General features: G+C 41.8%; 16 protein-coding genes and 1 tRNA gene. 5 read left to right on the top strand and 12 right to left on the bottom strand.

The genetic code is table 11. The features are described 5' to 3' along the window. Window positions 1–213: 213 nt before the first annotated feature. Window positions 214–289: transfer RNA gene (locus BLU57_RS14955), tRNA-Asn, on the top strand. A 1-nt stretch (window position 290) separates the two neighbouring features. Here the strand turns inward: BLU57_RS14955 and BLU57_RS14950 are convergent. From BLU57_RS14950 to BLU57_RS16130, 5 genes are all read right to left on the bottom strand, one after another. Further along, on the bottom strand, window positions 291–1,325 hold the full coding sequence (locus BLU57_RS14950; protein WP_256206324.1) for a site-specific integrase: 1,035 nt from the start codon (window positions 1,323–1,325) through the stop codon (window positions 291–293). After that, window positions 1,244–1,591 carry a helix-turn-helix domain-containing protein gene (locus BLU57_RS16745; protein WP_143027003.1) on the bottom strand — a complete coding sequence of 116 codons (348 nt, stop codon included), beginning with the start codon at window positions 1,589–1,591 and terminating at the stop codon, window positions 1,244–1,246. The genes BLU57_RS14950 and BLU57_RS16745 overlap by 82 nt, the downstream gene beginning before the upstream one ends. Before the next feature lie 2 nt (window positions 1,592–1,593). Then, a complete protein-coding gene (locus BLU57_RS14945; RefSeq protein ID WP_090322636.1) occupies window positions 1,594–2,976 on the bottom strand; it encodes a replication initiation factor in 1,383 nt (460 codons plus the stop codon). A gap of 102 nt (window positions 2,977–3,078) precedes the next feature. Then, window positions 3,079–3,906 (bottom strand): hypothetical protein, encoded by an 828-nt coding sequence (locus tag BLU57_RS14940; protein WP_090322629.1) that lies wholly within the window; start codon window positions 3,904–3,906, stop codon window positions 3,079–3,081. A 175-nt stretch (window positions 3,907–4,081) separates the two neighbouring features. Next, window positions 4,082–4,243: a hypothetical protein gene (locus BLU57_RS16130; RefSeq protein ID WP_176776471.1), complete on the bottom strand. Its 162-nt coding sequence runs from the start codon at window positions 4,241–4,243 to the stop codon at window positions 4,082–4,084. 80 nt (window positions 4,244–4,323) lie between these two features. Here BLU57_RS16130 and BLU57_RS14935 point away from each other — a divergent pair, with 80 nt between their 5' ends. Beyond that, window positions 4,324–5,427: a hypothetical protein gene (locus BLU57_RS14935; protein ID WP_090322626.1), complete on the top strand. Its 1,104-nt coding sequence runs from the start codon at window positions 4,324–4,326 to the stop codon at window positions 5,425–5,427. Window positions 5,428–5,830: 403 nt separating this feature from the next. On the opposite strand, the gene BLU57_RS14930 is transcribed toward BLU57_RS14935, so the two are convergent. From BLU57_RS14930 to BLU57_RS14905, 7 genes are all read right to left on the bottom strand, one after another. Continuing rightward, complete coding sequence (locus BLU57_RS14930) at window positions 5,831–7,099, bottom strand: hypothetical protein (protein WP_143027002.1); 1,269 nt, start codon at window positions 7,097–7,099, stop codon at window positions 5,831–5,833. 2 nt (window positions 7,100–7,101) lie between these two features. Further along, complete coding sequence (locus BLU57_RS14925) at window positions 7,102–7,335, bottom strand: hypothetical protein (protein WP_143027001.1); 234 nt, start codon at window positions 7,333–7,335, stop codon at window positions 7,102–7,104. Between the two features lie 443 nt (window positions 7,336–7,778). Continuing rightward, window positions 7,779–9,395: a recombinase family protein gene (locus BLU57_RS14920; protein WP_090322619.1), complete on the bottom strand. Its 1,617-nt coding sequence runs from the start codon at window positions 9,393–9,395 to the stop codon at window positions 7,779–7,781. 5 nt (window positions 9,396–9,400) lie between these two features. Continuing rightward, window positions 9,401–9,553 carry a hypothetical protein gene (locus BLU57_RS16125; protein ID WP_176776470.1) on the bottom strand — a complete coding sequence of 51 codons (153 nt, stop codon included), beginning with the start codon at window positions 9,551–9,553 and terminating at the stop codon, window positions 9,401–9,403. Between the two features lie 29 nt (window positions 9,554–9,582). Then, window positions 9,583–9,786, bottom strand: a complete 204-nt coding sequence (locus tag BLU57_RS14915; protein WP_090322616.1) for a hypothetical protein — start codon at window positions 9,784–9,786, stop codon at window positions 9,583–9,585. Beyond that, the gene (locus tag BLU57_RS14910) at window positions 9,780–10,859 is read right to left on the bottom strand and encodes a hypothetical protein (protein WP_090322614.1); all 1,080 of its coding nucleotides are present in this window, start codon (window positions 10,857–10,859) and stop codon (window positions 9,780–9,782) included. Before BLU57_RS14910 ends, BLU57_RS14915 begins: the two co-directional genes overlap by 7 nt. A gap of 10 nt (window positions 10,860–10,869) precedes the next feature. Continuing rightward, the gene (locus BLU57_RS14905; RefSeq protein ID WP_143027000.1) at window positions 10,870–11,256 is read right to left on the bottom strand and encodes a hypothetical protein; all 387 of its coding nucleotides are present in this window, start codon (window positions 11,254–11,256) and stop codon (window positions 10,870–10,872) included. A gap of 661 nt (window positions 11,257–11,917) precedes the next feature. Here BLU57_RS14905 and BLU57_RS14900 point away from each other — a divergent pair. The 3 genes from BLU57_RS14900 to BLU57_RS14890 all read left to right on the top strand — a co-directional run bounded on the left by BLU57_RS14900 (window position 11,918) and on the right by BLU57_RS14890 (window position 13,584). Further along, window positions 11,918–12,271 (top strand): hypothetical protein, encoded by a 354-nt coding sequence (locus tag BLU57_RS14900; RefSeq protein WP_090322609.1) that lies wholly within the window; start codon window positions 11,918–11,920, stop codon window positions 12,269–12,271. Between the two features lie 18 nt (window positions 12,272–12,289). Beyond that, window positions 12,290–12,592: a hypothetical protein gene (locus BLU57_RS14895; RefSeq protein ID WP_090322604.1), complete on the top strand. Its 303-nt coding sequence runs from the start codon at window positions 12,290–12,292 to the stop codon at window positions 12,590–12,592. A gap of 92 nt (window positions 12,593–12,684) precedes the next feature. Beyond that, window positions 12,685–13,584: a DUF7689 domain-containing protein gene (locus BLU57_RS14890; RefSeq protein WP_090322601.1), complete on the top strand. Its 900-nt coding sequence runs from the start codon at window positions 12,685–12,687 to the stop codon at window positions 13,582–13,584. The last annotated feature ends 123 nt before the right edge of the window (window positions 13,585–13,707 follow it).

Genomic DNA, 13,707 nt, shown 5'->3' with positions numbered 1-13,707 from the left:
TCTCCGTTTCATTAATTTCTACAATACCGTTAAGCCTCATAAGAGTTTGAATAATGCCACCCCTTATGAAATACTCAACGCTTATTTCAATCAACCTCTCTGTAAACAACTCTGAGGTTTCTTACAACTAAAACAAAGCAAATTTCCAATACAAGACACAATCTGATGGTTGACCGGAAGGCTTCAAAACGTTAACATGCGCATCTCATCAATTCCCTGATAGCTCAGTCGGTAGAGCGACGGACTGTTAATCCGCAGGTCCCAGGTTCGAGCCCTGGTCGGGGAGCCAATTAACTCAAAGAGTTAGCTGGCTTAAAGCTCTGGTTAGCTTCTTTAGCGTGACAGAAACGTGACAGCGGAATAACTTTTCTATCTTTTCCTGTCTCAATTCTTGACGCTGCAAACGCTAGATTTTCAGTCGCAAACTTGGCATAACGATCCACCATATTGCGCGATTTCCAACCGCCCAGGTCTTTCAGTTCATCACAGCTCGTTCCAGCCTGCCGATGCCATGAAGCCCAGGTATGCCGCAAATCATGAAACCGAAAATCTTCCAGCCCTGCTTTCTTAACCGCATTCACCCAAGCCGTATTGGTTAAATCCCAAAGAATCGGCTGGCTGCGATAAGTAAAACAAAACAGATTATGCTTACCCATTTGTTCCTGTAAAACGGCTACTGCATCCGCATTTAACGGAACACCTCTCGGTGTGCCATTTTTAGTGCGATTCAACCATGCAGTGCGTCGACCTAAATCGACTCGATTCCACTCCAATCCGGTTATCTCACGCGCCCGGCAGCCTGTTGCCAATGCAAACCGGATCAATGCCGCCAGGTGTTCAGGTGCAGCCGCAATCAAGCGATCCGCTTCCTCTCTGGTCAACCACCGATCCCGTTCCACTTCACCAGGCAATAAGCGAATTTTAGGGATGCTATCAATCCACTGCCATTCATCGCGTGCCATTTTCAGCAAATTGCGAATCAAGGCCAGATAACGATTCACCGTTGCCGGAGTATTGCCTTTCTTGAGTTGTCCCTGCACCACTGACCAGATCACGTCACCGTTAATCTGATTCAGTGTCAGACTTCCCAAATAGGGATCAAGCATCCGGCAAATCCGGTTTACATCCCGAAAACTTCGTAAACTTGCTTTGATCGTGAGATACCGTACCACGGCTTCTTGCCATGAGCGTTGGGGTTTGAATCCGAAATGATGTTCCCGAAATGCTTCCAGCCTGATTTTGGCTAGCAGTGCTTCGGCATCTTGTCGGTTTTCAGTCCCAGCGCTTTGGCGTATTCTTTTGCCGTTTGGGAGCGTTGTTGCAATCCACCAGAAGCGAGAATCTTGCCTTCGGTAGACACCTTCTTGGGTTTGGGCCATATTGCCTCCTTCTTAGCCCGCCCGTGCTCGCCTTGCTTATATTCTTCTATCCAGACATCCAGGTCAACCCTATCGTATAAACAGCGACGACCCAGCTTGATATAAGGAATCTCCAATTCTGTAAGCAATGTCACGCCAATCCCGAGATATTGCGCCGCTTCTTCTTTGGATAAGCATCGAATCGCAGGCAGTGGCAGGCTAACTTTATCCATTGTTATTCGCCGTCTGACTGTTTCCGATATTCAGCCGCATCTTTATTTATACTAGTTTTTTCTTCCACTTCAAGTGATCGATTCAGGATGGTATTGAATTGACGCGCTTTAATAGTTACCTTTTCCTGGATGTAATCATCAAAAGTCAGTCCTAGATAAAAGCTTTTACGTTCATGATAAACATAAAGCGCATCCTTAAAAGCCCGTATGCCCGAATCAAAATCCTTGATGCCTTTGCTCGCCATGAGTGAAATCAGCGTGCTGAGTCCCATCTTGCAAAGCCAATCATCGCTAGGTACACGCGCAGCGCTGAAACGAGACGACAAAGGGCCGCCATTGGTTTCCCAGTCGATAGAGGACAGATAACCCCATAGAGGATGAATAGGCCAACGTGAGCGGGTTTGATCATCAACATTCGGCAGGGTTAGACGTAACCATTCTGTTGTGGCATAGCTCCATAGGCCGTTAAGGTTATCCAGAACCTCAGTAAGTTTGCCGAGTCCTTTCTGGGTCAATACTTCTCGATTTAATTGGAACTCAAGCCGCCAGACTTTATCTTTACCATTCCATCCGGCTTTCTTCCATAACTCATGCAGATAGAATTTCTTCGATTGTTTTTCTATTTCCAGTGTTTTGTCATACAGGCGACAACTAATGACACCGCCCGCCCCAATGACCCAGCCGGAGAAGGCTCGCTCGATAGAATAGGTATTAATCAATGAAGCGCGCGTTACCCAGGCATGACGATCCCAGCTTTCCATATTCTCTGAACTGACAAAATCCACAAACAGGTCAATGCGGCTGACGTTAGCAGATTCATGAACCACTCCAAATTGATCCAGGATAGCTTTTAGCGCTTTTTCTGCCGTCACTGAACCCACATGGGTCAGATACTCGCTGGAAATCTTTACATAAGCTAATGGAACCGACTGGCTACGGGATAGCTGAATACGGAAGGCATTATCTTCCAGAATATAGGGAAATAATCTCGCCCCTTTGTCTTTGACTTCGAAGATATGACCATTAATGGGATATTGCGCTTTGACTTGCTCAAAAGGTTCTGGTGATTGTGCGATTTGCTTGAGCTCTTTTAGCTTGTCATCCACCACCGATAATAATTCACCTGGATAGGATAGATAAAGACTATCAACTCCAAATCTTAAAAGCTTGAAATACTCAGAATTGCAGTTATTGGGTACTGTGTTACTAGACGGCGTACCCTGAGAGGATGAAATGGACTGATGCAATACATCCGTCAAATCATTTTCCACTTCGCCATCACGCCACGCGGCCGCGCTCGCGCGCGTTGCATCGCGTGGTGGCTCAGCGGATTGGTTTTGATCTGATGTTACAGCACTAGATAAAACTTCAACTTCCTTGGTCATAATAAACCTCGTATCCATGGCGACCATGCGAAATGCTTGCCGCAACGGATAGAGATTTTGTATACCAATTCAGAATTTGTATTCCACCCAAAAATTGAACTTTTAAGTGGTTGCGTATTGTTTCATATAGGTATCGGCGAATTTGCGTAATGACTTTTCAACACCGCCACCCGCTGAATTAGCTGTGTAAAGTTTAAGTTCTTCGACAAATAACTGGTAAAGCTGATCATTAGATAGACGTGTTGCACCAGCTTCAGAAAGAATTCTAAAAATCAGACGCATTTGTTGGAAATTAGCCTGTTTGAGTTTTGCAGTGACACCACTTTGCATTTTTCTGAGCTTGTCAAGAAATACCTGATCGCGCAACCGCCTTGCTTTACTGATTCTGTCATTGACAGATTGACATCCAATAATCGTTGGGTCAATTCGAATCGCATCAAATAGCGCTTCATCATCACCAGAACGGACACGATCAATCAGTTCATTTAAAAAACAACCATGGTAAAGAAGACAAAGCAAGGAATACTGAATGGAATAGAAGTATGCGCAATAATCGTGAAGAAAAGGGCGTATAGCTTCAATTTCTTCTTCGGTCAGGCTATCTCTTGTTTCAAAATGTTCATCAACTTGTTTAGCGACATCCGGCAAAGCAGTAATTTTTCCAGGTGATTCCGTAATCTGCTTGCACCAAGCAACCATTTGATCCTCTTGAAGGAGGACAGGAAAGTTGAAATTTATATGATCTTTGACAGGTAGTTCATATAAATGGCACCAACTGAATGAGTCGCTCTCTTTATCAAATAACTTATCATTAATTTCAATAATCGTTTGCATCGTCTCCTCGATTTTAGGAACCATTTGTTCCCATAACTCAAGGATAGCTCGCAAATTTTGGGCTGTAATGCCTTCAGCATAGTGAGTATCATTCATAAAATTATCGCCGCAAGAATGATTTTCGATATCAATCTAAAGTGCTGTTAATAATATTGTTAAAGCTTCTGGTGGTTATTGAATTTACGGCAAAATTCTCGAAGATTGAATTGTAATTAGCTTGAAATTAAAGCTTTGCTATATGTGTAATGAAGAACTCACAGCTAGTAACCAGTCATCCTGAAACAGAAGGATAAAGACGCGCCAATTTCGGTTGCGCATCCTGTGCAGCAAAGCGCCACTTTACAGGCATGGCTTTGACGTTCCGTTCAGTAACATTGGCTTCCACTTCGCGGTGTAGGCGCTCTTTATCCGCTATGCGCTGCGACAGACACATGTTCGACTATACTACCAACTCAATGTCAGCTATATTTAACCAGCAGCAATGTTTGAGCACATCACTATTGGAGAATATAAATGACTATCAAACTTGATGAGTTGCGCTTTCTAGGGAAGACAGTAAAAACTCGTAATAAAAATGATATAGTATTAATGACAATGTCTGCAGGCTCTATTGTAGCGATACTTGAGGTTATCGCTGCGATAGGTTCCGCAATGAATAAAAAAGAAGCTGAGCGTGTTGAATTAGAATGGCAAGAAGAAGTATCAAACAAACTGAATATGATTCTTGCAGTTACTGCAGAAATTTTAAGGGAATTGAAGAACCTCAGATTACATATAGACGAATCAATCGAAAAAGGGTTTAGACAAGATGTTGAAATTGAGTTAAAAGCTCTATGTAATCAATATTTCGATATTGTTAATAATAAAAAACTGAAAGTAATTATCAAAGATAAAGAAGCCAAAAAATTAATTAGTGATTTGGCCATAAAATTACACTTATTAGTTTATAAACTAATGGGTTATGGTTTTGTTGGTTTTACTGTTGTAGCAACGGGTGTCTGTACCTATTTGTCAATGCAGATATATCTAAAAGCAGCTAATGAAAGTTTTTTGAACAACGTTATAAACTGGTTTATTTCTGGGGGAGATCCTAAATATTCAGGAAGCTTTGCAAATGTTAGGGATATTTTGAATAATGAAGCGATGCAAGCGAAAAATTCTATATCGACTTTCCCTTCAAAAGGCTTAGTTGGTTACGATACATATTATGTGTGCGACGACCCTAATGTCTTTACAAGTAATATATATGTTAGAAATGATGATTTGATCAGTTCATTTCTTTTTCGTGGTTGTTCATCTAAAACTTATTATTATGATGTATACGAAGGAACTGTTATTGGAGACATAAATACAGGTTTAAGTGTTACTACTAATAAAATTGATGATACTTTTACTTCAAAAAACCCAAATAATCTACCAGAATTCCCGGGTTTCCCACCGCGTACCGAGCTGAATTCAACACGCCAATACAATGCATACGCGAATGAAATTGGAAAATGGTTAAATGACAAATCTATAATATTCAGGGAAGCCACTAATAAATCTGAACAATTGAATTCCTATGCCGAGCTTTCAGTAAAAATTGGATCCGAATTTAAAAAGATGACTAAGAAATGATCGTGCTCTGGTAATTCGTATTGGATTTGCCGATTAAGAACGTATTTCTTAACTGAAGTTACAGTACAAATTAAGGAGACAAAGAAATGAAAGCAGAAGAAATCAAGAGAGCCTCATATACATTGGAATACAAATTGGAAGCGGTTCGATTGATTCAGGGATGTTTACAGTGGTAATCACCGCATCTTAATATGATTTTTTTAACTAATGTTTCTTTTGATTAACAAAAAAATAAAACGTGACAAATCCGGTGACTATTGGTGTGCTTTGGCGGTATAAATCAATAAAAACAATGCTTGATTAGCACCTGTTAACAGAAGTAGTTTGTTTACAATCGGACAGTTACTGTTGTGACGTGACAATTATTAATTACCAGGTTTGATCCGATCAAGATAAGAGCGAATCAGAATCGATGATTAATTCGCAAGTTCATTATATCTTTCTTCAATAGAGGAGAATGTCCTAGTTTAAGCTGCCAGTCGCCTTTCCCGATTTTTGTACTTCGAGTATTTCTAAGCCATCCAAGAAATTGATCCGCTTCTCGAAATGTTGCAAATTCTAATGATTGATCTGGATTTTCGGGGAGATCAATAGATAAATTTTTACCCGGACTACCCATTGGGTGAATAAAGTATCTATATCGAGTTCTTTCTAATTGCTCCTTACTTAAGATGATTATTTCTTTAGGTATTACTGCGATATTACCTCTTATAAATTCAACTTCGTCATCACCTTCCGCTATTGTTTGATCTCCCTTACGAACATGACGGAATATATATGAGCCGGTAAGATTAACAAGAACACCATTTTTTAGGTTATTAAGGACACTAGATTCTGGTGCTTTGATAGTGGTCCTTATCATGGATAATTGATTAGCTGCTTTATAGCCCTTATCATCTTTTAATGATTCAAACCTTACTGTAGAAAAAGTTTCAACCTGATTTGGATTAACTTCAACAGTGACATCTATTGCTATGTTGCCAGCCAGATCAATGCCAGTAACTCCTTCTTGGAACAGCGTTGCAGTGTTCTTATCTAGAACTCCTGTATTTGTAATAAAGCGCTGTCGCAAAGTAACTTCTTCGTTCAGCTCTTTTGAATTTGTTACTCCAATCTCCCCAGTACTGGCTCCTCCAAAACTCGGATTAGCTTTTGCAGTAAATGTAGTAGCTTTCTTTAATCCAATCTTTCCTAAGTCTACTTGACCATATTCCGTTTCAAATTTATTCCAGTGTTTAAATTGGAAAGAATCAGGTAATTTATCAAGCTTAAGTTGCAACTGCGATATTCGATCAGCTAACCCTGTAACGATTTCAGTTTTCTGTGTTGAAAATACTATCCGTACCTTATATTGAGTTCGATCAACAACATCACTTGGCGAGTCACTATCAAATCCACTAGCTAATCGCTGAAATAATCCTATTGATGATTTTTCAGTTTTTGCAATTTCCGTAATTAACGCGGCCTGCCCTTCGGCACTTAGTTGGAGGATTGCCGGCTTATCCTCTGATGTTGCTGATGTCATACTAAAAGCAGAAACTTGTACTAAAGGTGGATTTCCAGGAAGTCGCGAAGTCATTTCCATTGACTTATAGCGACTTATTAACTTTGTCGAACAAGATGTTAACAATAAAATTGCAAGTAAAATTAATAAATTGCGTTTTAAATTCATAACTAAATCCGATTTAATTTATAAATTGCACCTTTTTTTATGGAAGTTTCGTTCAAAATAGTATACGTACGGAATCCAGAATCCGGATCAATTAATTCTGCTTGATATTCTTGTTTATCGTAATATTTTTGTACTCGTTCGCTAATATCGCTAACCCTTTCCAGAATATCAAGATCGCTAGATTCCTCAGCTATCGGATAGTTATTAGGATAATCTCCAATTACACTTTCAAGCATGATTACGTACTTTTTTTGCATCTAATTGCCCTTCATATTTTTGAATAACATCATAACTAACAGTTTGGATTCTATTGGTTAGTTCGCAAAGTATTCCTCGCTACCTACTGTAAAACTATAATCGTTTAATCGTTATATTATCGATAAGCTAAATAAAGCTTTTTAATCATGGTAATGATATAATTTTATTGTAATAAAATAAATGCTTTCAGCAAATAAATCGTCTTAAAGACAGCCCCAAATGTGCCATGATCTGATCATGATACCGCACACCCACTAAATGCATTAACATAACTCACGCGGCAATTGAAATAGTTTCCAGCCTGAGCGCTGCTCAAAAAATTGTCCAAGAATAAGAACGTGACAAATCTGACGATTATTGGCGAGTGTTGGCGAGCACCGGCGAGAGTAATATTAATAAAAACAGTTTTTTATAACACCTGTTAATCCGCAGGTCCCAGGTTCGAGCCCTGGTCGGGGAGCCAATTCGGTACAAAACTGGGCACTCTTTCAAGAGAGTGCTTTTTTGTTTCTTCCACCGCGTGAGCAAGCGCAGAATAACTGCCTGTTATTTCCGCTTGATTGTTTTTGATGCGAATTTCACTCACCAGCAGTTTCAAATATTCCTTGCCGAATCCGCTTTTTCTGTCCAGTAGCTTGGTTCGTAGCGCCTTGGTAAAAGCTTCAAGCTGATTCTGTTTGATTTCCGGCAATTGTTGCTGACGGCGGTATCCGGCGACTTGAATCAATAATTCCTGCTTTCTAGCATTCAGTTTATGAGAACGTTCCTGTAGCGAGGAATCCAACGGCAGAAATCCTTTCTCAACCGCTTCATAAAGCCGATCTGTGGCGGTCTTTATTTCATCCAATTCCTTGGTCAGCTTCTTCAATCCGTCATCCTGGCTTGCTTGCGTCGCCTTGATCTGCTTTTTCATGTCGGATAGCATGGTTTTAACACGATTGGGATCAAACACCTTGTCCGCCAAGGTATTGAGAATTAAACTATCGAGCTTTTCCATTGGAATGCTTCGGCCATCGCATAGCTTGTTGCCCTTGCTGATGCGGGTATTGCACTTGTAATAGCGATAATGCCCGCCCTTGCCCGTCGCCAGTGTCATGCTGGCACCGCAGCAGCCGCATTTAAGTATGCCGGTCAATAAGGTTGGAGAATTAATCGCTCTTGGCGGTACTTTTGAAGGCGCACGGCTTGCTTTACGTGTCTGCACAACTTCAAATAGTGATTGCTCAATGATCGGATCGATTGCCATACGCACCCATTCGCTTTCAGGTTTGTCTTTCTGGTTCTTGGCATCGCGTCTGTTAAAAATGAACTCGCCGCAATAGGTCGAATTGGAAAGAATTTCATGCACGCGATTACGTCCCCATTGTTTGCCCCGTAGCGTGAAACCGCGCTCGTTTAAATAGACGGCAATCTGCTTTGCACCCATTGACTGGCCAAGGTGGCCATTCAGGTATAAATCGAAGATTTTGCGCACGGTCGCCGCTTCGTGCTCATCAATGGCCAGGCGTTTCTTTTTCTTTCCCTTAATGCTGACGGTTTCAACTTCTACCGTTTTATAGCCAAAGGGAGGGCGCGAACCGTTGAAATAACCTTGCCGTGTGTTTTCTTTCATTGCCCGCAAAGTGTGCTTGCCGTTTTCCTTGCTTTGGTATTCATCAAAAAAACTCAGCAGCCTTCGTGTAAATTCTCCGCTGGGGTCGTCACTCGTTTGTTGGGTAATGGAAATCAGTTTCACACCGATTTTGTTCAAGTCGCGTTCATATAAGCCAAATTCCAACGAATTGCAAAAAAAACGAGATAGGCTATGTACGACAATAGCGTCGTAGGGACAGGGTTTGAGCATGGCATCAGCAATCATTTGCTGAAACACCGGCCTTTTGTCGTCGGTTGCGGATGCGCCCGGCTCGACGTATTCCATGATTACAGTGTAACCATTGGCTTTGCACCAATCGCGCATTTGCCGCAATTGATCGGGTATGGATAAATCCTTTTCCGCTTGCTTGACTGTGGAAACGCGAGCATAGAGCGCTATCCGCATGTTGTTTACTCCTTGTTGGTTTCAGACTGAATTGCGATTTCTTTCAGGATTTCCGGCAGAAAAGACTTTATCAAGCGCAATTCTCCGGCGTGGATAGTCTGCTCCTGAAAGTCAGGATTAAAACTTATCACAATTTCTAAATTGTCGGGTTCGTTCACGCATTATGGCACCTCCTTTTTTGCATGATCTATTCCTGCCCGTTCCTATCCTGTTTTCGATCTTCGGCATATAACCTCGCCAGTTCCTTTTCCAATCCATTCTTGCCGAAGATGTTGAGATAAATTTTACGAAATGCTTCAAACTGCGATTGCGGCAAAGAGCTCTGCGCCAGCAACAATGCTTCATTCTTGCTTTGGTCAAGCAACCTCAGAACCTCTTGCAGCGTTACCATTTGCCAAGTCTCATTTCTGTCACGCGTTCTTCAATGTCGCACGACCAGGACAAGGGATTATGAACATGACGAACAACCATGCTCAGGAGTGCTTGCGCTTCCGTGACGGAAATCTTGTCTTTGCCGTGCTGTAAACATTGAATGGCCGCCATGCGCTTGAGATAGCCATATACGCTGATGGCGATGCGCATCTTACGTTCCTCAAGCAGTGCATTCATATCCAGCTCGTTCAGCGTATCCGGTCCTTCCAGAATCTCGATTTTGGCAACCTGCTCTATCAAATCCTGCCATAGCGGATGCAATGCCCAGCGGGAGCGATTGCTGTCATCTTCTTTAATGCGTAGCGTGGTATGTTCATTGACCAAAAGCTGTAAAAGCTTGCCTTGGCGGTATTGAAGGTCATCGAAGGTTTGAATGCCGCAACTACGCAATGAGCCTTTGCGTACCTGCCATTCGATGCGCCAGACATCCTGCTCAACACCCCACAGCTTGAAAAACCATGACTTGCTGCTCTTCTCAGTAATTTCGTCGCATTTGTTATAAATGCGCAGTTTGATTTCACCCTCACCGAAAGAAAAAGTTTGAATTTTGCGGTTCTTGCGATGCTGATTATCCTTACAGGCAGCCGAGACGAAACTATCTTCATCAAAATCCAGGTTTGGTAGGAAGTAATCGAATGTAAAATCAACGCGGGATAATCGCTCCGATTCGTAATTGCTGAGTCCTACCGATTGCGCCCAATCTAAAAAACGCTGATGCAAAGCTTGTATGCCGTGATGCCATAGTGCCACGCTGCGAAACGCGACAAAAAACGAAGGCTTGTTGAATTCTCCGAATTGGATACTGAACACATCGTTTTCGATCAGGAAAGGATAACCGCTTGCCGTACCGTGCGACGCAAGCAGGAATTCTTCACTACCCAGCCGGATAGGCTTTTGTTTGCGTATCTTCAATTGACGCAAGGCTTCTTTCTCTGCCGCCAGTTGCTCAAAATCAAGCAGACAACCATGACCGAATGCGAGGTAGTACGCGCATTCGATGGTATCAAAGCCACTGAGCAAAAGGCGATACATGGAGCAAACCCTATTCCGCTGACTTTGGTTTTCGCAGGGCTTCATAGAGACTAGGCGGGTTTTCATTACCCATTTCCCGTTCTATTTCACGATAATGTTCGTTTGCCAATTGCCAAAATTTCGATTCAGGACCAGCATCAAGATGAATTTTTTCTCCTGTTTCGGGATTGGTGCCAACATACTTTCCTTGTACATAAGGAAGACCTGCCAGAAATTCGTCTATAGCACTTGAAAGCAGATCGCCGACAATTTCGGTTTTAGTCCGGCTTGGGTACATTTCACACAATGCAGCGATTTTTGCAGCTACATGCACCGGCAACCGGAATGAATACTGTTTGCTGGTTAAGCGAGTGTTATCCGGTGCAGACCATACACTATGAAGGGTAGATGATTTCATAATTTCCTCGAATGTTAATATAAATGTTATTTTGAACATCAAGGTAAAATTTATTATAACCATTCATATAGTGTCAATGGTATAGTTGTCCTGCCTGTAAACGCGCATAACTCCACAGGTACCCCCGCTCTTAGGCGTATGGTGCGCCGGCGGTGCCCCCTATGGATTTATGCGCTTGCCGAGTCTCATGGCTACCAGCAGCGCTGTTTCGCCTGCGTTCCGTTCTTATATCCTGTCACTTGCAGAAATCTGGTTATAGAAATTCACTGATAGTTGAAGAAACGAAAGATCAGTAAAAAAAGCGCTTCCGCGCTCCTTCCCTCCGCCTCCTCCTTCGTCGTCGTTGTCGTCAATCACGCGAATGTATGACTCATCCTTTAAGTGCCCATATAAGCAACTAGCAGAATTTAACCTATTGCCATTAAGGTTAAAAAACCTTACACTTAGTAATGTATTACTAAAGGTATGTATTTATAGCCCCCCGTGTTACTTAGACGGGGAAATCTAAATGATAAATTGATATTTGGTATCTTACATACACCATACTTCAATAAATTATTTGACTTCCTATTTTAGATCATGGGATATTTCTTTTACCTATATAAGTATATTAACTTCATGTCACTAAATAGATGTTTAATTTACAAAAAGGATATATTTAATGACGAAAAACGATACTATCAGCGACCCACAAACTATTCTAGGTCTGTTTGAGAATGGAGCTGTATCAAATACAGAGTTACCTTTAACCCTTAGCGCCGGTCAAGAAATCAAGTTTTCGCTTTCAACGCCCGATGGCAAGCCTACGATTGGGGTTGTCGATGTCATACATCAAAATCCGCAATCTAAAGGAAAGGGAGACCTAAGAATTACTTGGCAGGAAACACTCGAATGGGGACCGAACCCCAACACACCGGGCGATTCCTGGCAAAAAACTGTAACCATCAAGAATTGCTCAAAATCAACTCAAGATGTAATCTTTCGATTTTTTTCATTCGAGCAAAAAATTAAGTAAGTACAAAGGAAAAACACCATGACAACTTTTTTGGAAATAGAACTTGCCCCACCAGGACGGGATTGGGAATATCCACTATCAATCAAGGCAGAGGAGACATTGACTCTATACCCGGGCTCGGAATACGACACAAATATAACGATAATCAGAGTAAATTTTGATCGCAAACCAGGAGGAAGTGCTGGCGCTGTTGTGGGAACTTTGGAATGGCGTGAGGTATGGCATGAACGTGAAAATGCGGGCTGGAGAAGAGCTTTTATTTTCGAGAACAAATCAAAAAAACCTGTAAATTTCCGGGCCACATTTCGCACGCTAGACTAACATAGGTATAGCTTGAAGTTAAGGCGACCTGCGCAGATTTTCACGCAGGGTTAGTAGCATGACGAGATTACTTCATAGTTAAGGAGACTCACATGTCTGACCGATATCAACCTAATTCCGATTATCGAACATCAAAAAATAATGTCGCACCGGACTTACATTTGGTTAGTCCAGATTTTACTGCACAGGAAAAAGATCAAATTCGCCGCCAGATTGAAAGTCAGTTTGCTGGTGCACGAGCAGTTCGTGACGCAACCAAGACATATAATTGTCATGCTTTTGCACATGCACAAGGCCATGCTTGGTTCGATGATATTCGCCCATTTCTTCAGGACGATTACTATCCATTTACCCCTGGCACACTCCGCATAGATGACGTGGTAGTCTATGTGAAGGAAAATCAGGTTACCCACAGTGGATTTATTAAAGTACTTAATGGCAATACCATTGTGGAAGTTAGGTCTAAGTGGGGACAAGCGCCAGTAATGGTTCACGCACCTAATAATGTACCTTCCATTTATGGCCCTATTGTCTACTATTTGCGCCGGAGAGGGACCTTGTTTATTGATGCCGCTGAACCAACAGAAAATGATTTGCGTGAAAAAGTTAACGATTTACTGTATGCAGTTACTCGCTCAGACCGTCTAACAGGGCTTAAATTTGCGAATACATTTAAGGTTGCCGAGCAGATTATATCGAGCTTCTCAGAATTAACCGAGCTGGCACTATACGGATCTATAGCTAAGGATCAGATCATTAAACGACTTGATGATGCTACTGAAGAAGAGCTTCCTCCACTGCTGGTCGCTGTTCGCGGTCTTGCTATAACTGATGCTTATTCTTTCGTTGCTAGTAGAGTTGCTGTGCTTGATGACGATGAAACTATTTCAATAAACGAGTATTTTTTGTTGTCTACGTTTGAGTCTTTGCAAACTCAGCAAATAGCTCAACGAAAAAAAGCTCTTATAGAAGCTGCAAAACTAATCAAATAGACGTGAATCAATGATTAGGGATGATGCATGTCAATGGCGGAGTAAAAAGGTACCAAATAGCGGGCGAAGAGTGTACCAATTAGGTTAATAAAAAAGAGGTTTTGACCTCTGGTTCTGCGCTTC

The sequence above is a fragment of the Nitrosomonas oligotropha genome (assembly GCF_900106555.1).
GTDB classification, from domain to species: domain Bacteria; phylum Pseudomonadota; class Gammaproteobacteria; order Burkholderiales; family Nitrosomonadaceae; genus Nitrosomonas; species Nitrosomonas oligotropha_A.
The sequence above is the reverse complement of the archived record's forward strand: the minus strand, read 5'-3'. Positions and strand labels throughout refer to the sequence as shown.